We start from the raw sequence: 23,819 nt of genomic DNA on the forward strand, positions 1-23,819 counted from the left end.
AGATCTGTAGCAATAGAGAAAAAATCAAATCTAAAATTCCCTTTTTTATAGCCCTCAAAGAGGAAACTTTAGACCTTATTTATTGGCAAATAAAATTTTAAAAATAAGTTTGACCACAAAACAATAATAGTCTATAATTTACCTGAAATTAATTTCAAAAACTATATAAACCTATTGTAGGTTTTATCTGTTAACAATATCTAAAGTTCACAGATAACTGGATAGTAAGTATCGGTAAAGTAGAGATAAAACCAGTTTCAATATAACACTTGTACTCTATTTTTTCCAAGTCAGGAAAATTAAGAATCAAGGCTAAAAACAGGTAAATTTAGCTACACTACCTTACTTAATAATGCAAAAAAGTTACTCTAAAAGTTGGGAATATTAAAGTAAATTATATAAATATGACAAGCCGTGATTCAGGGATTAATAACAACCCAGAGGCATCGTGGCATTTAAAATCTAAGCAACTACCAATGTGGGTTCGTAGATGTGGTGCTTGGGCTACGGAAATATCCCTCGTTCTAGTGAGTGGAACAGTTCCATTTTGGCTAGGTCAGTTAGGTAACATAGGTAACAAATCTGTTCCTCTTAATCCTGCTGTAGCAAAAACTAAAGAAGTAATTGCCAATACCTTCGGAATTCCTTTGCGAAATCGTTATCAAAAAGTAACCCCTTTAGCTAATTTACTATGGTCAACAGCATTATTAACTCCTGCAGTAATTATAAGTTGGCAGTTATTTTTATTAGCGACAACAGGTCAAACATTACCTAAACGTTGGTTTGAAGTTAGAGTAGTGGCAGCTTTAGGAAATTCTCCTGGTTGGAAAAAAACCTTGATTCGTGAGGGTTTGGGAAAGTGGGGATTTCCCATGGGAACTGCCTACTTAATTTGGCGTATGACTGGAGCATTTCCTTCTTTAGGAATCCTTTTTTTCTTAGGAGGATTAACTTCCTGTATTGATATTTATTTTGTTCGTTTTAATAAACTGGGTCGTACAGGGCATGATAAATTAGGAAATACTTTTGTTATAGATGCTCGCTCTGGTCAATTAGATTCTAATCCCTTTAATTTAAGTGATACTAATAGAAAAACTTCCATAGCAACAATTGTTCTGAGTGAAAAAAAATCAGAAAGTTTTCATCTATGGTCTTGGATGCGAAAAAATCCAGGGGTGACTTGGCTAATTGTGACTAGTGTAGGTATAGTCTCAGTTTTGGGAACTATTTTTGGTACTCACGTTTATATTCAAAATCAAGCAAATTGGCGTGAGTTTAAACAACAAGATAATGATATGTTTTTGGCTCTTATCAATAAATTGTCATTAACTTCCAATGAACCTCAGCAACGACGAGTATCAGTTTTAGCCCTTGGGTCCACTCAAGATCCCCGTGCCATACCATTATTGGTAGATTTGTTAGCACAAGAAAAGGAACCAAGCATACTTGACGGAATTCAACAATCTTTAGTTAGTGCTGGACCTACTGTGCTGCCAGAACTGCGTCGCTTAAATCAAGCTCTTAAAAATGATCTGGAGTCTTTAAGTTATGGTAGTAATACTAAAGAGCAAGTCTTAGTATCTCTGCGAATACGAGCCACTCAAAAAGCGATCGCCAAAATTCTCAAAGTTTATAGTGGCTCACTTTCACTTAGAGATATTAACTTGAGTGGGGTCGATTTAGGTCAAATTACTTCGACTCCAGCAAGTTTCACCTTAATCTTAGAAAACACTGATTTATCTGGAATTAAGCTCAGAAGTGCTATTCTCAATCAGGCTAGCTTTAAAAATAGTCGCTTCTATGGACCTGGAAAAGATAATCGTATAGGAACTTTTGATGACTCAATTGCCGATTTAAGTGGGGCCAATCTGATAGAAGTCAATTTAACAGGTGCTGTATTAGGTCCAGTTATTATGAAACGTGCAGATTTATTCAGAGCAACTCTTAGTAAAGCTATAATGCCAGGCTCCACCATAACACAAGCAAATTTCAGTAGTGCCAAATTAATAGAAACTAACTTACACCAAGCAAACTTAACAGAGGCAACTTTTACTGGTGCAGACCTAGGAAGTGCTGATTTATCAAAGGCTAATTTATACAGAGCTAATTTAAGTAAAGTCAAAGCTGAAGGTACTACTTTCCAATTATCTGATCTAAGAGAATCTAACTGGCAAGGAGCAAATTTATCGGGAGCAAATTTCAGTAGAGCTAATTTAAAAAAAGCAGACCTAAGTTTAGCCTTATTAACTAATGCCAACTTTCGGAATGCTCAACTGCAAAATGCTAATTTGCGAAATACCGATATAAGTTTAGCAGATTTGCGAGGAGCAAATCTAAGTGGAACTGATTTCAAAGGAGCAAAATTTGCAGCTCCAAAACCTAATCAGACGGATCAATTTTTGGCCAGCCCAATAGATACATTTAAATCCGATCATTTAAGAGGAGTTAATTTCAATTCTGCTAAAAACTTAAGCCCTAATCAAATTAATTATATTTGTAAACAGGGAGGAATTCACGAAAAATGTGGGGGCAATTGAGTTAGGAGGAAAAAAGTAGCTCAAACTGGAAAAAAATGAGAAGTCTTGAGTTATCTTAATCAGGACTTACCAAAAAAATAGAATTATATACCTTATATAGGGGTTAACAGCCGTCAATCCCTATATAGGTTAGGACATTTGACAATTCCTATAATATAAATATTTTACCTATAAGACTAACACTAGGAGTCTTGATAGTAAACGTAAAACCGGAAAGAAAAAAATCTCTGAGGGCAAGTGCGCAATAAAGCAAAAAGCCACTATTCGAAACAGAAAAGAATCCCGGGCTATCTCGCATATAACAGCGTCGGGATGATATCAATTCAAGAACTTCTGATCAACTAATTAAATTAATTAGATAATTAAGAACTTGGAATAAAAATTATAATTTTGCTACAAACTATACTGCAACTGCTGTCTTAGTAGTAGCAGCTAATTCTCCACGAGCATATCTATCAGCAAACTCATCTAAAGTTTGAACCTTAATCTTACTAGCATTACCAGCAGTACCAAACTGTTGATAACGATCTAGACATACTTGCTTCATATACTTGATAGAAGGCTTCAAGAAATGACGAGGGTCAAAGTTAGAAGGATCTTTAGCAGCAGCTTCACGAATAGCAGCAGTAATGGCCAAGCGATTATCAGTATCAATATTCACCTTACGAACACCACTCTTGATTCCTTTTTGAATTTCTTCAACAGGCACACCGTAAGTTTCTGGAATCTTACCACCATACTCGTTAATAATTGCCAACAAATCTTCAGGTACAGAAGAAGACCCGTGCATCACTAAGTGAGTATTAGGTAAGCGACGATGAATTTCTTCAATTCGGCTAATAGCTAAAATTTCTCCTGTAGGTTTACGGGTAAACTTGTAAGCTCCATGGCTAGTACCAATAGCAACTGCTAGAGCATCTACTTGGGTTTGTTCTACAAATTGAACAGCTTCATCTGGATCTGTTAAAAGTTGGTCGTGGGAAAGCTTACCTTCTGCTCCATGACCATCTTCCTTATCTCCCATACCAGTTTCCAAGGAACCTAAACAACCTAACTCACCTTCTACACTTACTCCAATGGAGTGAGCAACTTTAACTACTTCACTAGTAACATTAACATTATATTCAAAGCTAGCTGGAGTTTTACCGTCTGCCTCTAGAGAACCATCCATCATTACGCTAGTGAAACCATGGCGCATAGCAGAATAGCAAGTAGAGGGTGCATTACCATGATCCTGGTGCATAGCAATGGGAAGATGAGGGTAAGTCTCTACTGCAGCCAAAATTAAGTGACGTAGGAAATTTTCACCAGCATATTTGCGAGCTCCACGAGAAGCTTGGAGAATTACAGGGCTGTCTGCTTCCTCTGCGGCCTGCATAATGGACTGAATTTGCTCCATGTTGTTGACATTATATGCAGGGATGCCATAACCGTTTTCTGCTGCGTGGTCTAGTAGTAAACGCATTGGTACAATAGCCATACCTTTTCCTCCTAATATCCTTTTGTTATTATTATTAGCTTATTAGTAACTTGATTTACCTAAGCTTAATTCTTACGATAATATTAAGACAAATTGAAGATTCTGTCTATCAATATTATATATTTGGTTTTATCAACCTAATAGTTAAAAATGGGACTCATCAACCCCAATTAAAGGCCATATTTTAGAAATGATCCATACTGAGAATAGGCTCAAAAATTATGATTAATGAGGTTAGAATTCAGAGGTCACCATAAATTGGAATTAATTAGGAGGTAGTCCGATATATTTGTCCCTTCATCTTTTGTGCAATTATTCGGTCCCTAATAACAACATAAATGAGCAAGAGCCAGCCAAAAGGTAGAACTTTTTCCACCGAAAAAGATACTTGTTAATGTCAGTCAATGCTTTTAGATTTAATCAGTAAGCCCTAATTAATATCTGGGAAGATAGATCCAACAAGAGGCAACTAAAGAATTAAGGAATTATAAATTTTATTGCCAATCAAAATATCTGAAGGTTAGTTAACTGAAAGACTATATTCCAAGGAAATAGACATAGAAATCCTTTCACCATTTGCGATCAACAGAAATATTTCACCACACAGTTCACTACTTATAGATTAAATCAAATAGTTATAATGGGTCGCCCGGGATTCGAACCCGGAACAAATCGGTTAAAAGCCGAGTACTCTACCGTTGAGCTAGCGACCCTCACATACTTAATAAGAATAGCATAGCCATTAGGAACATTGCAAGAGTTTTCCGAAAAAAATTCAGATTTTGTGAAAAGTTTTGACATCTTCTCCAAACTTTAGGGACGGAAACTACCGTATCACTTCTTTTTGAGTTATCTGACCAGAAGACCTAGGCTCTAAATTAACCAGACGATCACCTGTATTGAGAGAATTATCAGGAGCATCATTCTATAATTATTTTCAATAAAAATCCAGGTTTTGAATAGCAACCTTGTTATTCGTCTTTGGATATGACCAAAAATTAGTCTTAAGGTTTGTAAAGGTCAATCCTAACAAGGAGGATAATTTTTACATAGAACTGAGAAAATGGGCTCTCAAAAACAATATAGCCAAAACTACAACAAATAATAAATTAAACCCAGGGTCAAAATAGAAACAAATTCGACCCAAAACTGGCCAGGCTTTGCTTGGTGTAGTGATAGTTATCATAATGTTTGTTGTCCCAATACAAAAATTTAATGCTACTTCAGCACCTATCACTATATTCACAGACTCAGGGCAAGCTTTTGGGAATTCTAAGAGCTCAGGTATAAGTTTAAGAGATGTGAATGGAGATAAAGAATTTGATGCTTTTGTTGCTAATTTTGACAATCAACCTAACAAAGTTTGGTTTAATGATAGTAATTTTACATTCACAGACTCTAAGCAAACTTTGGGGAATTTTTATAGCTTAGGTGTAAGTTTAGGAGATGTGGATGGAAATAATGACCTTGATACTTTTGTTACTAATACTAGGCAACCTAACAAAGGTTGGTTGAATAATCTCGATCCATCTCCCATTTGTAACAATACATCTGCGAACAAAGTTGTTAATGGCAGCTTTGAAGAACCTGAAATCTATATTTGTCAATTATCGAAAGAATCAATCAAGGGTTGGAATTTGGTTGAGGGACCATATATCGAACTTGATAGTTCAAAGATCGTTAAACCATACGATGGCTCACAAGTTTTGGATCTAGATAGTATAAATGCAAGAACTAAAATTTCTCAGAAAATTTCTACCGTACCACCGAAGACCTACAAATTAACTTTTGCCTATCAAGCTACTAATAATCTTCAGGCAGAAGTCGAACATTAAAAACTCAATGTATATTTTGGAAATGAATTAGTTGATGCCATTGATGAATTTGACAGTAATACTGAATGGCAGGAAAAAACTTATGACCTAACAGTTGAAAGTGACCAAACAGTTCTCAGCTTTAATCATCTAAATGAGGAAATAGCTAATGGTTTCGGCATTCGTCTTGATGACATTACTCTGAAAAAATGTCGAAAATAAAATCAGTAAAAAGCCCAAAATTGACTACAAAATTTTTAGCTTTTTTTGTACTTCCTATCATTAGGGTTGATGAAGATTAGTTAAAATTAAAAAGCCTGTGTAAAAGCTCCGAAGACACAGGCTTTTTATTTGTTAAAGGCAATGTACACAAATGAAGTCAAAGTCAAGGATAAAGATAATTACAGTAGTTAAAAAAAACTATTAATATCTATTAGTTAAATGAGAAAAAGTGAATTAAACTGTTAATTGGATTGATTGAAATTTGGTAAATTTTTGGAAATATACCGTAAGTATTAGTGCCAAATTCATTACACATCTCTTCTACTTTTGAGAATAACAAAACACAAAGAGTAGGACTACTAGCAGTTAGTTTTTGATATTTGTATAACCTTAATTAAATTTGTAAACGAGGCAATTCAATAAAAGGTTCTTTGATAAATGGCTTTTTAATGAAAGGATCTATTCTTTCTTTAGGAGTGGGTGCAGGACTTAATATTGGTGGTAAAGAAAAGCTATTATTATTATTACTTGCTTCTTGCTCTGAATTATTATGAGAAGAGCTTGTAGGATTTGGATCAGCTTGTGGAGATTTTAGAGGTAACTCAGGTAAAATTGGAGTTGAGAAAGTTTTAGAATTTTCTTCCCTAGGAAAAGAGTCAATACCAACAAAATTAAAATCATCATTTATCGTATTTATTATTATAGGAGTTCTCATTGGCTGGTGAAAAATACTAGAAATTTGAGCAATGTGTTTAAGAATTTCTTTACCTTTTTCACCTTTGACAATGTGGGGTTGGTACTTACTAACCACTACAGGCAAAAACTCAATCTTCATTTTTCCTGGTTTTAAAGATACCTTCAAAACTGCTGTGTCATAATCACTCTCTTTGTTAGAAGTGTCTCCAAAAATAAAATTTCCCAAAGAATATATAATAGGTCGTCCCCGATAAATTTCTGCCCCCTGCAATACTTTAGGATGATGTCCTACTACCAAATCAGCACCTTGGTCAATTGTCATCCTCGCTATATTCATCTGCCAATCTCCAGGATATTCTGAGAGTTGAACCCCCCAATGATAATTAACAATTATCCAGTCTACCTGCTTCTTCAAAATTTGAATATCTGAAGAGAGCCTATCCTTATTCCGACTATTTACATATACTGATTCAGTAGTTGGTTGAATATCTGTATCATAGTAATTGAGATATGCAATCTTTTGGCCTTTAACTTCAAAAATTTTTGGCCTTCTAGCCTCTTCTTCTGTTTTGCCCGCTCCTAAAGAATGAATACCCGCATTCTCTAAAGTTTCTATTGTCTCTAACAAACTTTTTTGCTCATAACCCAAAGTATGGTCATTAGCTAAATTTACCAGATCAACTCCTCCTGAGGTTAATGCCTTAACATAACTAGGATTTACCGTTGATTTTTGTTGCTGAGTTCTACTGTTGAGAGTAGAACGGGTCAAAGGACTTTCCAGGTTAACTATTGATAAGTCTGCAGCCCTATACTCATTCATTTTAGCAAAAGGTAACTTATAATCTCTCTTTACTAAATTAGAAACTTGGTTAGATAAATTAACATCTCCACCAAACATTAAAGTCACCATAGGATCCTGGGAGTTTTGTACCTTTCTATGCTCCACAACTCTCACCTTTTCTATAGCAGTTTCTACCCATTGACCTGAGGTTGAATTTCGTACCAAAACACTATAATAACTTACTAAAATACCTATAATGAAAGCTGCAACCGCTGAACTGAGTAAGATCAAATAACGAAATGTTTGAAATTGCAAATTATCACTTTTGTTTACAAAATTAGATTGCTTATTGAAATTTTTTTTTGCATGAGAATTAATTCTGACAGAGTGTTTCCATAGTATATTAGGTGAACCACTTAAACGCCCCACAATTTTTACTTTTTCTAGTGTAGGATAGTTAAGTTGAGAAAGTTGATAACAGATAAACTTAATTAATCTATCTACAGGAGGTTGAGTCTGAAACTCTACTAAAACTTCTAGATATCCAGTATTTTCTTTAGCTATACGAGCTGAAATTCCTTGAGGTTTAAGTTTTTTATTAATCCATTGACTAATTGCCTGAAAATCACCGGAACTTGCTAATTCAAAAAGAGATTTTTGAGTCAAATTAGGTATGTAATTCATATTTTAGATATTGTAAAGTTTTTCAACTTGTTGTATTCACCAACTTATCTTTAAGTTATAGAAGCAAAGAAATCATGTTTGTATAACTATAAAATTTGCCAATTAAAAACATATTATACTGTGGTACTTTCAACTTTTGGGCTAAAAACATTAATATCTTTATAAGCTGAGATTAGGAACTATGATGTTATTTGAAATGAAAAATACCATAATTTCTCAGTAAGCATTCAGCTGTCAGCTATGAGCTATTAAATCATTCTATTTGGAAGAGTGAATTAGTATCCAAAGAGAATTAAAAAGTTATGTTTGCAAAGCATTCTATATTCCATTTGCCCTGCATTTTGTTTGCTTCCTATTCCCTATGTTAGGAAAGTAGAGGAAAGGATAGAAAATGTAATTGGTCATTGGGTAACCTTGGTAGTTGCTTGGCAGTTATTAAAAAGTGCTCGAGCTAATTGCTAATAGCTGAATACTTAAATTTCTCAGATAAGTTTAATCAAATATTAAGTGAGGAGAAGTTATTAATTCAATGAACAAGGATGAATATTGTAGACTTTTGACCTGGAAAAGTTATACTAAATCTATCATAGTGAAAGTATGGCTAATTATGAAAAAGTTAGAGAATATTTGTCAAGCGTGCCTCACACTTTATCTATAGATTGATAGTAACTTTGACTTCATAAAGTATTTTCATAGTTAAAAATTTTTCTCTGACGACAATAAATAGAAGCAGTCTTGTTTGAGAGGGTATTTTTTTCAAGTTACAGCCCGTGCTAAATTAATAATTGGGCCATAAAAAAAGCCTACTGTTATATCAGCATTTTGTTTGAGTTGTGTTCTGAAAAAAAAAGATTATATTGGAAGATGAATAGGGTGGTTTCTTATGGAATCCTCTTTAAACTATGGCTTTGTTAACAGTTTATGAAGTCAAAATTTTGAGTATATTTAGTATAATAGTAAACGTAGTTAAGAACTTAATTATAATTTGCTCGCTTTAGCTAAATAAAATGAAAAAGCTGTAAAAATAACTACAAAGTTTGACCTGAAATAATTTTCACAGATAATTCATTGTAAACAGCTTTTTGCACCCTTTGTATAGATAATCAGAATGTTGATGAAAATTTGACTATAAAAGCAAAGTTTCTGTACTAACAAAAGATATTAATTTGCCTTGGACTAAAAAAACAAAACTATTAGGCCATATAGGCATCAACCCATAGAGTATGGCAATCAATATCATGATTCTATCAAAATGCTATTTTAGTTGTAATCTTTTGCTGGTGCTGAAGAATTAGGATCCAGTAGTCATAACTTCAATATTTTTAGTTAAAACTAGCTATTATAAAAATTGTCATAACCAATGATCAGATTGCTATATTACATTTATTCATGCTAATATAGAAAAAAAGTGGGTTCTAAGTTACAACTTATTATAATAAACTTTAAGTAAATATAAGAAACCAGAAATTTATTTTAATAAGTTTTTTTTGGATAGTCAACAGAAAATATTCATAGATTTCAGAAAAGACAAACAAAAGTGGATAAACTGTAAAACTATCTATCTATAAAAAATGATACTAACCCCTGATCAAGCTTTAACCCACTGAAAAGTTAAAAACAAGAAAACCACTGCACTAGAGGTGTAGTGAATATGTCAACAAATTATTAATTGGGAGTGTAACTAGCCAATGCTACAACGCAAGATATATCAACTTTGTTGCGATGGTCGTGAGGTCTGTATTTTCTTGCGAGACCAGCAGCGTTGGATTGAGAAAGCAAAGATATTAGACATAGAGGGAGATTTAGTAACAATACGTTATGAAACAGATGAAGAGGATGAAATCTGTTCTTGGGAAGAAATGGTGCGTTTAGAAAGTATTGGGGCTATTACCCAAAAGTTAGCCTCTGTTCCCAAGGCTGATATTGACCTTCTAGTATCTGAAGATTGTCCAGAAGCTGAACAAATTCGCAATCAGTATCCAGAATCCAATCAACAGGAATAATACATAATGGGAATAGACGATTTATGACTAAGTTATTTTGGCTAAGTATGTTAACACACTCGTTTTGTTTTTTATGATACATTAGTTTGAGTAATGCTCAACCTTGAGAAAAATTTCAAAAAATTACGAAACTAAGATTTTCTCAATGGATGTTTTCCCAGATGTGAGAGGGAGAAATTCTGAAAAATTAATATGCTATAACTATTACCTATTGCTCATTCTCTGCCAAGGGCAAAAGTATCTTGTTAATAAACTGTGGGCTATTTTAATAAGCTCTGGTTTATCAGGTTTGTTGAGAATATACTTTTCAATTACGATATTTATTTAATTTGAAAAACACTACATATAAGAATCAGTAAATTAGATTGTTGTCCCCTAATTCTCTGGCTTCACTATTAAACTTTTTCAGCAAACCCTAACTAGTTAGTTTTATCTGTTTCTTCAGTAGAAGGAAAATGAAAATGAACTGACTCAAACATGGGACAATATCCATCAAATGTTACCTTAAAGCCATATAAAGCTGAAACAGGATTAGAACAACGTTGTCCTCGGTAATGTAAACAATTACCACAACAATTTAAATCAGGAGAGCTCAAGCGGTCAGTGGTTTGACTAAGAAGTTCTCGTTGAGATATTCCTCTAACAACTAGCTCTTCTCCTTGCCAACGAACTTCTACAAGACCTGTATCAGAGAAAGTTGACCAACGACTATCATTTGTAATGCTTTGAGGTAAAGAAATTATTACCTCTGTGTTTAATTCATTTAATTCCCCTTCATAATTAGTTTCTAGTGATGTAGGTACTATAAACGTCTCACCTATTGGTAAATCTACTAATGTACCATTAGCTGGAGAGTGTAATTGATAACGGTTGCGTAACTCTTCAAGGTTAGTTAAGTCAGCTAAATAACTAGGAGAGCCATTAACAAAAATGACATGTTGAGGACGTAAGTTATGAATTAACTGTGTTGTACCAAGTCCATCACAATGATCAGTGAGAAGGTATGTTTCAGTATAAGCAAAATCTAATTCCTGTGATGTTTTTCCTGGTTGTTCCGGCAGTAAGATAAGAACAGAATTATCTTGATTAATAATGTATTGTCTCAAATCAGTATCCTTGTCTGCAATAAGGATATAAGGTAATTCTTTGTCTGGCAATTTTCCGGGCGATCGCCTCAGTACACGTGGTTTGACTTTTTCATCCCAAAATAGAGGTTGATGTTGAGCAAAATTTTGTACAGTTGTGGGAAATTGGGGCAATAGTTGTAAATAAAGGTCACAACCTCTAGCCACCTTTTCCTCTACCCAAATATCCAGATCGCGACCTGTGAAATAATGATGACTGCGTAGAAGCATTAACAATTCTTGCCCTAACCCTAAAGGGGGAGTGGGCAAGATAACTGAAGTTCCAAAAGCAATAGCTTCATATATCCTTTCTGCAAGGTTGTTTTCTAATTGTCGCCTATGTGGATAATGGGCTGTGCCATAGCTACCTTCAACTATTAATACATCTAGCTTGAGTCCTCGTAAGTATGCTAAAGGGAGACCTTCAACTAAACGGCTTTTAGATAAAAAGAAATCTCCCGTGTATAAAAGCTTATAGGTTCGATTTCCTTGAGTATAGGTGAGTAGAAAAGCTGTTGCCCCTGGTAAATGACCAGCAGGAAAAAGCTCTACAGTTAGACCACTACAAAGTTCTATTGGTGAGTGCCAAGGTAGAGGTTGACAAAAATCAGGGACTTCACAAATAGTAAGTTCTGGCCAATTTAGAGGTAGAAGTTTAGTTGTTGCCTCGCTAGCATATATTGGCAGATCTGGAAAGCTTCGGTGAAGTGCTAATAGTCCTTGAGCATGATCTGAATGTGCGTGGGAACACAATACAATATCAGCAGGTAGTTGTTGTTTTGTTTCATTAGTTAATAATGAAATATTTGTAATACCACAATCTAATAAAATCCGGTGTATTCCAATGCGAACTAGCAGACATATTCCATCATCTGCGTGACCTACACTGTAAGCTAAACATTCTAAATTTATCACAAGGTTAAACTGCTTGCGTCTAGGAAAACTTTAACTATTAATAAAATTGAATTTTTGGATATATTAAACTTAAGAAATATGAACGAAAATACCATATAAATACAAGCTAAAGTTAGCTAAATTGACGTTTAATGTCTTGAATTGCAAGTTTAGGGAAGCAGTATTTTTAGGTAAAAAATAAATATACAAAGTTTATTTATTCTTAAAAAATCAAAAGATTGAAGGCATCTTATCTTTGCTTTATTGAAAATTAATACAATTAAAATATATTATATATTATGCATTGTTTTCAATAATAATTTTATTAGCTAGCAAATCATATAATCTTCCATTCTGCTATTTTTAACTAAAAATTGCTAAATATTCAACTGTAAAAAGAATATACTAGCTTAATTGGCTAGTTTACGATCTTTGCTCAGAAAATATCCAGTGTACATTTGTATATAGTTAAAAAACTTTATAATTCTTTATAATTAAGAGTATTGTGGCGGTGTATATTCCAGAAAAGTATAAAGCTTAAAAAAATAGGCTCATAAATTCATACAATTCTTCGTTCTGCCGACAGAAGAGATTTGAGTAATGAGCCGGACTTTTTTTTTAGTTTTGTAACTAAAAAATATATTTTTTTTCAGTAAACCTTGTTGTCACCTAGGAGATAGTTCAAATGGTTTTTGGACCTGCATCTCAGTTAGGGGTTAGCCTTTTTGAAGATACAGAACCCGTAGAGCTCTTACCCGGACGCTCATCAGAAGAAATAGAAACTGTGATTCGAGCTGTCTATAAGCAAGTTCTAGGCAATGCTTATGTCATGGAAAGTGAAAGACTCACTGTACCAGAGTCTAAACTTAAAGAAGGCACAATTACTGTCCGTGAATTTGTACGTCAAGTTGGACGCTCTGACTTGTATCGTTCTCGGTTCTTTGACCCTTGCCCCCGCTATCGTTCAGTTGAGTTAAATTTTAAGCACTTTTTAGGTCGTGCTCCCGATGGCTACGATGAAATGAAGCTTCACAGTAATCTTCTGGATGAAGGAAGTTTTGAAGCTGATATTGATTCCTACATTGATAGTGATGAGTATAGTAGTGCTTATGGAGAAAATATTGTTCCTTATTATCGAGGTTACAAAACCCAAACTGGTAAAAAAATGGTTGGTTTTACTCATATCTTCCAACTATTACGGGGGGCTTCCAGCAGCGACTTAAAAGGAAGTTTATCTGGAAACAGCCCTGCTTTAAATAAATATGTGATTCAAGAAACACCTTTAGCAGTAGTTCCTCCTTCTGGGGGTTCAGATGGTTGGTCATTCCAGGATACACCTTTGGGTGCTAGAAGTAGACATGGAGTCGGAGCTAGTTCTAGTGGTAAAGTTTACCGCGTTGAAGTAACAGCTTATCGCTCAAAAGTAGTAAATCGTGTTTCTAGATTCCGCCGTAGTAATCAAGTATTTTTGGTACCTTTTGATCAACTTTCTAAAGAGTATCAAAGAATTCATCGGCAGGGTGGTGTAATTGCAAGTATTACTCCTATTAGTTAGGGGTTAAAATTAGAAAATTATTTACTCATATTTCCTGAGTTTTTTTTAGTTGCTAGGTTCATAAAAACTAAAAATGAGGTTATTACTCTTTAGTAATAATATCTAGGATAAAAAAGGGTACAATTTTTGAATTAATTTGTAGTAGTTTATAGTTGGTAGTTATTCATTTTGTACTTTATGGATGAATGGCTGTGAGCTATAAACACTGCAAAAATAGTATAAAAAAATCATAATCTTTGATTTGAGAGGAGTTAAAATGTCACTTTGGGTAGAAAAAATCGATCCAATAGAACTACGTTGGAATGCAACACAAGATGAAAAACAAGCTGTAATTAGAGCTGTTTATAAGCAAGTTTTGGGAAATATCCATGTAATGGAAAGCCAGCGTCTAATTAGCGCCGAATCATTGTTCATAGGTGGAGAATTTTCTGTCCGTCAATTTGTTAATATGGTTGCTCAATCAGACTTATATTTCTCCTTGTTTTTTGAATCATGTTCTCCTTATAGATTTGTAGAACTAAACTTTAAGCATTTGTTAGGTCGTGCCCCCCAAGACCAGGCAGAAATTTCTCAACACATTTGTATATATAATGAAAAGGGATACGAAGCAGAAATTAATTCTTACACAGACAGTTATGAGTATCTTCAAAACTTTGGGGAAAACATTGTTCCATATCCACAAGGTACTAGTACTGTAGTTGGGATGAAAAATATCACATTTAATAGGACATTTGCTTTGGAACGAGGAAATGCTACAAGTGATAGAAACAAACCTTCCCAATTGACTTTAGATTTAGGTGCTAATTTGAGCACAAAGATTCAAAAACCTGCTACTGTAGGTGGGCCGTATAATAACAGAGTTAAACGTTTCCAAATCTCAGTTACCAAAACTGGTATTGGGCCTGTTGTGAAGAAGAGCGCGACAACTTATACAGTATCTTACGAACAGTTAAGTTCAAAAATCAACAGTATCCAAAGAACAGGTGGTAAAATCTTAAAAATTACTGAGGTTCCTTAGACCAAAATTTAAGAACCTGCAAGTTATTCTTGAAAAGACCCGGTTAGTCGCGAAAATATGGCGGGATATAGTTGTCCTAAAATACAAAGAAACCGGGTTTTTCTTTGGAGTAAGTTTCAATTTTGATTTTATATTCAACTACAAAATAGTATCTTCTTTTATCAATATCACTTTAAATAATTTTAAAAATAGCAATAATGGATATCGAAGAATTTGTTGAACGTTCTATAGGATGTTGGCGATCTCAACGCAGTGGCCACAGTTTAGCATTGAGTCATTTTGAAGAAGTTCGTTCCACAATAGATATTGTTGATTTACCAAAAACTGATCATGAAGTAAAAAATTTATGTGATTCTAGTGGAGTAGATATAGAGAATGCTGTCTCTCCTTTTAAGATGAGTTGGGAAGGAGAATCAGATTGGGATGAAAATGAGATTATTAAAGGTAGTTGTGTCCTAGTACCAATACCTGAAGATGATAATCTAAAAAAAGGCAAATTATTACGTTCCCAAGGTTATGCAGAGACTGTTTCTGCTGTTGGAGAATATTACATTACTGAAGATGACACTTTTGTTCTATATACAGAATATGAAAGTGCTGCTGCGGAAGAAAAAATTTGGTTCCATACTTCCAATCTTAGGTTTAGAGTATCGTTGATTAAAACGAGTGATGGTAATGGTGTATTAACTGCTTCTTTTTCATCAGAAATTCGTTCTTGATCAACTGAATAAAAATAATTTGTAAAATAATCGCAATAGTTAATTAGCTAGGTACAAATAATTTTGACTACATAACACAGTTTTTTTGAGATAAAACTTTTGATATTGCTTGGTGTATACTCAGTTATAGTAACTGTGAGACATAGTTACATCTAATTATACTTAGATAACCAGATAAATAGGGCTTGCTGATAAAAAACTTGAGAATAAAAAGAAAAAAATTAACAATAAAGAGGGAATAAGGTAAATATTTACCATACAGCATACAAGAAAAACTTGAATAACTTAATTACTCTATCTAGTTAGATTACAGGATAATTTAGTAATCCAAAATCACCTTTTTTCAAATCAGACTCTTTATGCTAATATTTATGTTTTTTATGACCTGGGTCACAGACTTTTTTTCTGGTATAGGTTTTTGTTAAGAACAAGTTAATAGCTTATAATATCTGGATTATATATCGTAAAGGGGTACTTAAACTAATAAATAAAGGGAATCATATTTAGATCAAAAACTATAGTGTTAAAAACCCAATTATTTGTACATATAAATCACGATAACTTGATTTATTGCATACTATTTATTGAACCAAAAATTATTAAGAAAAAAATATAGGGTTAGCTCATATTAAAAATTGTTGAAAAATAGTATCTTTTATTATCCTATTGTCATGAAAGGTTTTTAGGTTAATTTAGTAATGAAAATACATTCCAATTGTTAAGCCGTAAAAACCGATAGTATGAAAATTATGTGACATTTCTAGTTCCTGTAAAAGCTTGTATTGCAAACAGGTTAGAAAAATATTGATTTGTCAATAAAATTGTGGATGAGCTTGCCCTGTAAAAAAATATAGAATATTGTTGAAACTATTCTATAGTTTATGTTTTTTCTAAATGAGATGGAAAAATATTTTTCGGTAAGTATTTTTAGGGGGGTGTTGAATCAGAAAATAAATGTTGAATTAATAATAGAAGATAGGATACTTATCTGCTTAGTAAAGTAGAGTAAGCTGAAAATATATGGGTTAGCTTAGATATGGTTCTGAATGTTAATCAAATGAATAGATATAGGGTTCAGCAGCAAAACTACTTAAGTTTGAAAAACAAACAAATTTTGTTAATGAGTTACCAAATACTAATAAGTAGTTAGACAAAATTATTTTCATGTTTACTATTGAGTTATGTTCTGATTTTTTTTATTAGCTCTTTCCCCAACCCTTAGGGATCCACAATGTATAGTTAATTTTGTCTAGGTACTTCAAAAACTAAAGGTAGCAGCAATGAAATAGTGTTAGGGAGCTAAAATAAAATGTTGCCACCAACAGCAGAGAAAAAATTACAGGGTTGGATCAGAAGTCGCCATATAATTTGTTCTGGAAATTTTTTTTTATTTGAAACTGTAGAGTATTCTACTATTGATAGGTTTACAGTATGTGTTCGAGCCTTGGGTGGGAGTTTGATATCTGTCAAACCTATTAAGAAAATTTGGATTGGTAATCATAGAAAAGTGGTTCTTTATCAAGCGAAAGCAAGTCTCCATACACCTCACCACGATTTAAAACAATATTGGGTCAAGTATGGTGGTTTTTATACCAGATTTGATGAACGAGGTTGATAAAGTTTTACTAGTACGTTTGATACCGAAACTGGTTGCCAAAAATTTCTTTTTATACCGGTTACTTGTACTTAGTTAGTAGTAGGTTAATCATAAAAAAATTAACTATCTTATCTAGGATATCAGAATGCTTTAATTAGGGTGTGCTACAAAAACTTTTTTAGGGAATAGGAAGTAAGGAGTTAGAACTCAGAAGTCAGGAGAATTAATTAGGAGGTACTCGGGTATATTTATTCTTTGATTGTTCTGTCCTCTAGAACTAAAAATACTAATATCCGTGACTTTGAGCAACTGAAAAGCTGGAAATTTTGTTTTGAGGTAAAAAGTGTAAAGCCTCTATCTGTAAAATCTTTGAGATTTAATCAGCCAACCCTAATTAATTAAGGAATACTATTAAAGGGTATACTAGAAAAGGTATGGTGGCCAAGGAGAATGTAAATGACGAAAAAACGTGGTAGTGCCACCTCTTATAGAGAAACCAAGGTTAAAGTAGGTGTGTCTCTTACTCCCACTAGCGCTGAGAAGCTAAAAGAAGTAGCAAAAGAACTTGGATTATCAAGGTCTGAGCTACTTGAGCGTATTGCTAGAGGAGACCTTGCTGTTTTGAGAGAGGCGGCACAGATAACAGCGAATTTAAATAATCAGTTGGTTCCAGTCAACAATGTGCTGGGTAAAAATGAACTCCCTGAAAGTGGTATAGATGTTGTGACAATTCCAGAACCATTAAATGAGTCTGTAGAAGCACAATATTTATTATCAGAAAGTTATCAAATTTTACAACAAGAGTTGGAATCTCAGATGGCACAGGTTAAGCATTTGGAAAAGCAAATGGTTAATATGGTGTCAAAAGAAAGTTATGAAACTTTACAAAAACAATTAGAAGAAGATAAGAAAGAAATTACAAGTTCTCGCCAAAAGTTAGCTCAACTCAAGCAATTAGAAGAGCAAGTGGCTTTAATGATACCAAGGGAAAGCTACAAAACTCTAGAGCAAGAGTCTCAAGAGCAAAAATTGCAATTGGAACTTTTGGAAGAGCAAGTAGGTTCAATGGTGCCCAAAGAAATTCATGATTCTTTGCAGTACCAGTCACAACAGCAAGAAACTCAAATTCAACAACTAGAATTACAAGTAGCTTCTATGGTTTCCCAAGAAGTATACGAAATTCTACAACAAGAGTCTCAAGAACAAAAAGTTAGGTTACAACTGTTAGAAGATCAAGTAGCTTGTATGGTGTCTCAAGGAGTTCATAATTCCTTGCAGGAACAGTCACAACAGCAAGAAACTCAAATTCAACAACTAGAGTCACAAGTAGCTTCTATGGTGTCCCAAGAAGTATACAAAATTCTACAGCAGGAGTCTCAAGAACAAAAAGCGAAGTTGGAGCTGTTGGAAGAGCAAGTAGATTCTATGGTGTCCCCAGAAATTCACGATTCTTTGCAGCAGCAGTCACAACAGCAAGAAACTCAAATTCAGCAACTAGAATCACGAGTAACTTCTATGGTGTCCCAAGAAGTATACAAAATTCTACAGCAGGAGTCTGAAGGACAAAGAGTCAAGTTGGAACTGTTGGAAGAGCAAGTAGCTTGTATGGTGTCCCAAGAAATTTATAATTCTTTGCAGCACCGATCACAGCAGCAAGAAACTCAAATTCAGCAACTAGAATCACAAGTAGCTTCTATGGTTTTACACGAAAGTTATGATGCTTTGCAACGTCACTCAGAAGAACAGGAAAATAAGTTGCAAGACCTAGAAGAACAAGTGGCCACAATGGTGACTAGAACAGTCTATGAGACTTTGCAAAAACAGTTACAAGAACAAGTGAATAACTTGCAATACATGGAATCTATGCTTGGTTCAATGATATCCCAGCAAACCTATGAAGCTTTAAAAAAAGAGTCAGAATTTCAAAAACAAATAATTGCAGATTATCAAAATAAGCTGACTCAGTTACAAGAGAAGTATCATAGCCAATCTGAGCTATTAGAGACTTCTAAAAAAGAAGTTTCTCAGTTAAAAACCCCAGCTATGATTGGAGAAAATCGATATCTTAACAAGTGGCAATATCGGACTTTTTCCAGATAATGTTAAATTATAAGAGAATAGATAATTTTTGGTAAATATAGAAGTGTTAAGTTTTCAGCTTTGAAAATTTAAAACAAAGCCAAGAGCAGAAACCAATTATTTTTCTGAAAGCGACAAAATCTCTCCGCTAATTTATGGATTTGATAAATTTAAAGTTCAAGCTGTCCATTGTCTACATGATCCACATAAGCTATGAAGCGGAGAGTACCTAAGTCGCCTGTTGAAGTATTTTTTAGGGGTGGGTTAGAGTATTTATAGGTTGAATATTTTTGATGGTAGGGGATTGAAAAAGTATTTTGAGGGAGTTTTTTGTAAGGATAAATTAAAATTATAGTTCAATACGGTTTACTTAAGGATTTTTTTCTGGGGCTTATCTAATGTGAATAATGACTTATTGTGGTGCCGTACTTTATGAGTCTTGAATATTATCTGAACTTTATTGAATTATAGAGGAAATAGACGTAAGAATAGTACCTGAATTTTTATGCTCTTGTCTGACAAAACTGCTAATTTTTTAGGCTGTTTAAACTGAAAACCTAGCAATTTTTGAAGTAAAAAGTCTTTTAGTCTCTCTCTGTAAATACTGTGAGAGTTAATAAGTAATTCCTAAATAAATGGGAATTGGGGGGGAAGAGGGAAATTTTGGTATAAGAATGAGGGTTTAATATTCCTTGTAATTAACGAGGGGCTTAATTGAGGATAAAGTCAAACTTTACCCAGACGACAAAGTTTTTTCGACCTAATTTACCTAATCAAGGATATTCTTGAATCCTGATTATTATCATTAGTAGGCAAAAAAATATGAATGACAAAATAATTAATACAAATCCATTAAAGTCTAAAATAATTATACAAAATCTAATTAAAATCTACGGTAAAAAACATCGTGCTGCTCTTAAATTATTTCGGGAGGGAAAAACAAGGGACGATATATTACAGTCTACAGGTAATGTTTTGGGATTAGCTGATGTATCTATTGATATTGGTACAGGGGAATTATTTGTGGTAATGGGGTTATCTGGTTCGGGAAAGTCTACCCTAGTTCGCTGCATTAATCGTTTAGTTGATCCGACAAGTGGACATATTTATATTGATGGTGAAGATATTGCTCATGCTGATGAGAAACGGATGCGAGATATACGACTGAATAAAGTTTCGATGGTATTTCAACGCTTTGGGTTATTTCCTCACAAAACAGTAGCGGAAAATGTAGAGTATGGCCTAAAGGTACGGGGGGTTTCAACAACTCATCGTCGTCAGAAAGCTTTAGAAACATTGGAGGTTGTTGGTTTAGAGAAATGGGCAAATTATCAACCTACTTCTTTGAGTGGGGGAATGCAGCAACGGGTGGGTTTGGCTCGTGCTTTGGCGACTGATGCAGATATTTTATTGATGGACGAAGCTTTTAGCGCTCTTGACCCACTGACTAGGGGAGAGATGCAGGATGAATTGTTACGACTTCAGAAAGAATTGCATAAGACTATAGTTTTTATTAGCCATGATATGCAAGAAGGTTTGAAGTTGGGCGATCGCATTGCGGTTATGAAAGATGGTGCAATTGTCCAATTGGGGACTCCTGAAGAATTAGTTACTAATCCTAAAAATGATTATATTAAGGCTTTTACTGAAGAAGTAAATTCAGCACAAGTTATTACGGTAGGGTCAATTATTAGTAAAAGAACTTCCCTGATAATTGGTCAAAATTCTGTTAGCTATGGTTTGGAGGAAATGTTAAAGGATAACCTTCAACTTTTGTATGTAGTTGATGAGTACAATAAACCTATTGGTTTGTTGAAAAGAGAAGGTTTGCAAGAGTTTATCAAACAGGGAGAGGAAGATTTTAGGGCAATTATGGAAACTGATTTTCCGATAGTCAATAGTTCTACTCCCTTGGAGGATATTTTTTACCTTTACAAACAGGGTTTTCCTCTGGCGGTGGTTAATGACAAAAAAGAATTTCAAGGTATGGTAGAGGCAGTTGATGTACTGACGAGTTTGGGAAAACCAAATAAAAATTATGGTTAAACCAGTAGTTGATACTTATACTTTATGAGGGTAGAAAATTTTGGGAAAAACTTTTCGAATTCTAAGCTTTTGTTACTCTTAAGTTGACCAACATTCTTGTAAAAAGTGTATGTGCTAGAAGCCAATTCTTGTTAATACTTTGAGTTTTGAGATTAAGTAATCTTTTGAGAATAACTGTGTATTTTTCATGGAGACTTAGCTAAAGGATATTGTTGATTTTCACAATACTTGGGTTTCCGCACTTGAGTTGTTAACTACAAAAAAAAGAATTTCAAGGTATGGTAGAGGCAGTTGATTTACTGACAAGTTTGGGGCAACCAAATCAAAATTTGGATTAAACCAACATTACAGGAGCTAGTCAATTGTGTTTATTTTGAATTATTTATCTTATTACTTGATCACTGAAACTCAAGGAGGATTAAACAATTTATTGAACCCTTTCGAGTCTTATACTTTACCCCTGGAGGAATGGGTTAACAATTTAGTTGATTTTCTGGTTGACAACTTTCGGTTTATATTCCAAGCTATCAGCTTACCTATTAGCGGAACTCTAAGAATAGTAGAATTGACTTTTCTAGCAATTCCGCCTTTAATTTTTCTCATTATCACTGGTTTGCTGGTCTGGCAATTAGCAGGTAGAAAAATAGCTATATACAGTTTTATTTCTCTTTGTATTATTGGTTTTTGTGGTGCTTGGGAACAATCAATGGTTTCCCTATCTTTAATACTTACTGCTGTAATATTCTGTATGCTTATTGGTATACCTCTAGGTATTGCTTGTGCCCTGAGCGATCGCTTTAATAAAATCTTGCGACCTCTCCTAGATGGGATGCAAACTCTTCCAACTTTTGTTTATCTGGTACCTGTAGTAATGCTATTTGGTATTGGCGAAGTTTCTGGTATAATAGCGACTTTTGTTTTTGCAGTTCCTCCTCTAATTCGCCTGACCAACCTGGGCATTAGACAGGTGTCCCCAGAAGCGGTAGAGGCTGCACTTGCGTTTGGTTCAACTCGCCAACAAGTTTTGTTGGAAGTGCAAATACCTCTAGCTTTACCTACTATACTTGCTGGTACGAACCAAGCCATTTTATTAGCCTTATCGATGTCAGTTGTCACCTCAATGATTGGAGTAGAGGGATTAGGACAAATGGTATTACAAGGTTTAGGACGTTTGAATGTGGGACTAGCGGCAATAGGGGGCTTAGGTATTGTATTAATTGCTATAATGTTAGACCGTATTACTCAAGGTGTTAGTCAAGGTAATATTCAGTCTTGGCAAGACCGTGGTCCTATCGGTTGGTGGCGGTCTCGTAAGTTTTTCAAACATCATAAAACAACTTTAGGGATAAGTATTCTGCTTGCCTTGTTAGTTGGTGTGACAGGTTGGCAATTAATGTCTCAAAAAAATATCAAGTCAACTGAGCATCTACTGCCAGGGGAAGGAGTAGTGGTGCGTCCAACTTCTGGCTTAGAAACCTACGGTATATTCACCACAGAAATTGTGAATATTGGACTGGAAAAATTAGGATATGAGATAAGAGGTGAAAAGCAACTGAATGTTCCAGCAATGCATCTGGCTGTTAGCAATGGAGATTTAGATTTTGCTGGAACCCATTGGGAAGCTAGCCATCAAGAATTTTTTGACAATAATGGTGGGGAAGAAAAATTAGAACGGCTAGGAACTCTGATTTCTAATTCTACTATGGGGTATCAGATAGATAAAAAAACAGCAGATAAGTACAATATTACTAATATATCACAACTTAAAGAACCAAAAATTGCTAAACTTTTTGACTCTGATGGTGATGGTAAGGCAAATTTAATTGGTTGTACTGCTGGTTGGTCGTGCGAAAGAGTCATAAATCATCATTTAGAGGTTTATGGACTTGAAGATACTGTTGAGCAAATTCAAGGAAATTATTCTTCTTTGTTGGCAGATATTTTAGTTCGTTATCGTCAAGGAAAACCAATTTTATTTTTTGCTTGGAAACCCCATTGGTTTTCTTCTATTTTAAGAGAAGGAGAAAATGTAGAATGGTTGAGTGTTCCTTTTACATCTTTGGTAGGAACTATGGAAAACTTCACGGAAAAAGATACTTTATTTAATGATAAAAATATCGGTTTTCCTATTGATAATGTCAGGATATTAGCTAATAAGAAATTCTTGAAGGCTAACCCAGTTGCTAAACGTTTATTTGAACAGATTGAGATTCCTTTAGAGGATGTTAGTATTGAACAGGAAAAAGTAAAAAATGGAGAAAATAAACCTATTGATATTCGCCATCATGCTGAGGAATGGATAGTTAATCATCAAGGGTTATTTGATAGTTGGTTAGAAATAGCAAAAAGTTAAATTTTAGTGTTAGTTTGTTGATAAGTTTGTTAGAGATTATTTATTGTTAAATTTATGACTTAAGTAGTCACGGTCTAGGTTTTTAGAATAAGTCGTTATTTTTAACAATAGATAGCTAGAAAAAATGAGACTTACACAGAGAATATGAAACTATAGATCATTTGTAGGGGTTAACTTCTATTAACTCCTACAATATATTTTGATTAAGCCTAATTTC

Annotated in this window: 13 protein-coding genes and 1 tRNA gene; 10 read left to right on the forward strand and 4 right to left on the reverse strand. The window is 34.0% G+C overall.

The genetic code is table 11. The features are described 5' to 3' along the window. Positions 1–404: 404 nt before the first annotated feature. Positions 405–2,537, forward strand: coding sequence for a pentapeptide repeat-containing protein (locus tag TERY_RS19690; RefSeq protein WP_011613436.1), 2,133 nt, complete (start codon positions 405–407; stop codon positions 2,535–2,537). A 400-nt stretch (positions 2,538–2,937) separates the two neighbouring features. Here TERY_RS19690 and fba read toward each other — a convergent pair whose 3' ends face one another. Further along, positions 2,938–4,017 (reverse strand): class II fructose-bisphosphate aldolase, encoded by a 1,080-nt coding sequence (fba, locus tag TERY_RS19695; protein WP_011613437.1) that lies wholly within the window; start codon positions 4,015–4,017, stop codon positions 2,938–2,940. Between the two features lie 641 nt (positions 4,018–4,658). Beyond that, positions 4,659–4,730: transfer RNA gene (locus tag TERY_RS19700), tRNA-Lys, on the reverse strand. A gap of 474 nt (positions 4,731–5,204) precedes the next feature. On the opposite strand from TERY_RS19700, the gene TERY_RS19705 reads away from it, so the two are divergent. Then, a complete protein-coding gene (locus TERY_RS19705) occupies positions 5,205–5,852 on the forward strand; it encodes an FG-GAP-like repeat-containing protein (RefSeq protein WP_011613438.1) in 648 nt (215 codons plus the stop codon). 595 nt (positions 5,853–6,447) lie between these two features. Here TERY_RS19705 and TERY_RS19710 read toward each other — a convergent pair. Beyond that, positions 6,448–8,214 carry a CapA family protein gene (locus TERY_RS19710; RefSeq protein WP_011613439.1) on the reverse strand — a complete coding sequence of 589 codons (1,767 nt, stop codon included), beginning with the start codon at positions 8,212–8,214 and terminating at the stop codon, positions 6,448–6,450. A 1,688-nt stretch (positions 8,215–9,902) separates the two neighbouring features. Here TERY_RS19710 and TERY_RS19715 point away from each other — a divergent pair. After that, positions 9,903–10,217, forward strand: a complete 315-nt coding sequence (locus TERY_RS19715; RefSeq protein WP_011613440.1) for a DUF6679 family protein — start codon at positions 9,903–9,905, stop codon at positions 10,215–10,217. Between the two features lie 419 nt (positions 10,218–10,636). Here the strand turns inward: TERY_RS19715 and TERY_RS19720 are convergent, their stop codons facing one another. After that, entirely contained in the window at positions 10,637–12,256 is a 1,620-nt protein-coding gene (locus TERY_RS19720; RefSeq protein WP_011613441.1) for an MBL fold metallo-hydrolase, read from the reverse strand. A 664-nt stretch (positions 12,257–12,920) separates the two neighbouring features. Between TERY_RS19720 and TERY_RS19725 the strand changes: the two genes are divergently transcribed. From TERY_RS19725 to proX, 7 genes are all read left to right on the forward strand, one after another. Next, positions 12,921–13,790 (forward strand): phycobilisome rod-core linker polypeptide, encoded by an 870-nt coding sequence (locus tag TERY_RS19725; protein ID WP_011613442.1) that lies wholly within the window; start codon positions 12,921–12,923, stop codon positions 13,788–13,790. 256 nt (positions 13,791–14,046) lie between these two features. Further along, on the forward strand, positions 14,047–14,808 hold the full coding sequence (locus tag TERY_RS19730; protein ID WP_011613443.1) for a phycobilisome rod-core linker polypeptide: 762 nt from the start codon (positions 14,047–14,049) through the stop codon (positions 14,806–14,808). A gap of 197 nt (positions 14,809–15,005) precedes the next feature. Continuing rightward, on the forward strand, positions 15,006–15,527 hold the full coding sequence (locus tag TERY_RS19735; RefSeq protein WP_011613444.1) for a phycobiliprotein lyase: 522 nt from the start codon (positions 15,006–15,008) through the stop codon (positions 15,525–15,527). Between the two features lie 1,309 nt (positions 15,528–16,836). Continuing rightward, the gene (locus TERY_RS19740) at positions 16,837–17,142 is read left to right on the forward strand and encodes a hypothetical protein (RefSeq protein WP_011613445.1); all 306 of its coding nucleotides are present in this window, start codon (positions 16,837–16,839) and stop codon (positions 17,140–17,142) included. A 438-nt stretch (positions 17,143–17,580) separates the two neighbouring features. After that, positions 17,581–19,224, forward strand: coding sequence for a CopG family transcriptional regulator (locus TERY_RS19745; RefSeq protein ID WP_011613446.1), 1,644 nt, complete (start codon positions 17,581–17,583; stop codon positions 19,222–19,224). Between the two features lie 801 nt (positions 19,225–20,025). Further along, positions 20,026–21,249, forward strand: a complete 1,224-nt coding sequence (locus TERY_RS19750) for a betaine/proline/choline family ABC transporter ATP-binding protein (RefSeq protein ID WP_011613447.1) — start codon at positions 20,026–20,028, stop codon at positions 21,247–21,249. A gap of 364 nt (positions 21,250–21,613) precedes the next feature. Next, positions 21,614–23,602, forward strand: coding sequence for a glycine betaine/L-proline ABC transporter substrate-binding protein ProX (proX, locus tag TERY_RS19755; protein WP_011613448.1), 1,989 nt, complete (start codon positions 21,614–21,616; stop codon positions 23,600–23,602). The last annotated feature ends 217 nt before the right edge of the window (positions 23,603–23,819 follow it).

The sequence above is a fragment of the Trichodesmium erythraeum IMS101 genome (assembly GCF_000014265.1).
Classification (GTDB): domain Bacteria; phylum Cyanobacteriota; class Cyanobacteriia; order Cyanobacteriales; family Microcoleaceae; genus Trichodesmium; species Trichodesmium erythraeum.

Coding starts and splice junctions, on each gene's coding strand:
- TERY_RS19690 (WP_011613436.1), top strand. CDS start 405: ATGACAAGCCGTGATTCAGGGATTAATAACAACCCAGAGGCATCGTGG.
- TERY_RS19715 (WP_011613440.1), top strand. CDS start 9,903: ATGCTACAACGCAAGATATATCAACTTTGTTGCGATGGTCGTGAGGTC.
- TERY_RS19705 (WP_011613438.1), top strand. CDS start 5,205: ATGTTTGTTGTCCCAATACAAAAATTTAATGCTACTTCAGCACCTATC.
- TERY_RS19745 (WP_011613446.1), top strand. CDS start 17,581: ATGACGAAAAAACGTGGTAGTGCCACCTCTTATAGAGAAACCAAGGTT.
- TERY_RS19730 (WP_011613443.1), top strand. CDS start 14,047: ATGTCACTTTGGGTAGAAAAAATCGATCCAATAGAACTACGTTGGAAT.
- TERY_RS19735 (WP_011613444.1), top strand. CDS start 15,006: ATGGATATCGAAGAATTTGTTGAACGTTCTATAGGATGTTGGCGATCT.
- TERY_RS19740 (WP_011613445.1), top strand. CDS start 16,837: ATGTTGCCACCAACAGCAGAGAAAAAATTACAGGGTTGGATCAGAAGT.
- TERY_RS19710 (WP_011613439.1), bottom strand. CDS start 8,214: ATGAATTACATACCTAATTTGACTCAAAAATCTCTTTTTGAATTAGCA.
- fba (WP_011613437.1), bottom strand. CDS start 4,017: ATGGCTATTGTACCAATGCGTTTACTACTAGACCACGCAGCAGAAAAC.
- TERY_RS19725 (WP_011613442.1), top strand. CDS start 12,921: ATGGTTTTTGGACCTGCATCTCAGTTAGGGGTTAGCCTTTTTGAAGAT.
- TERY_RS19750 (WP_011613447.1), top strand. CDS start 20,026: ATGAATGACAAAATAATTAATACAAATCCATTAAAGTCTAAAATAATT.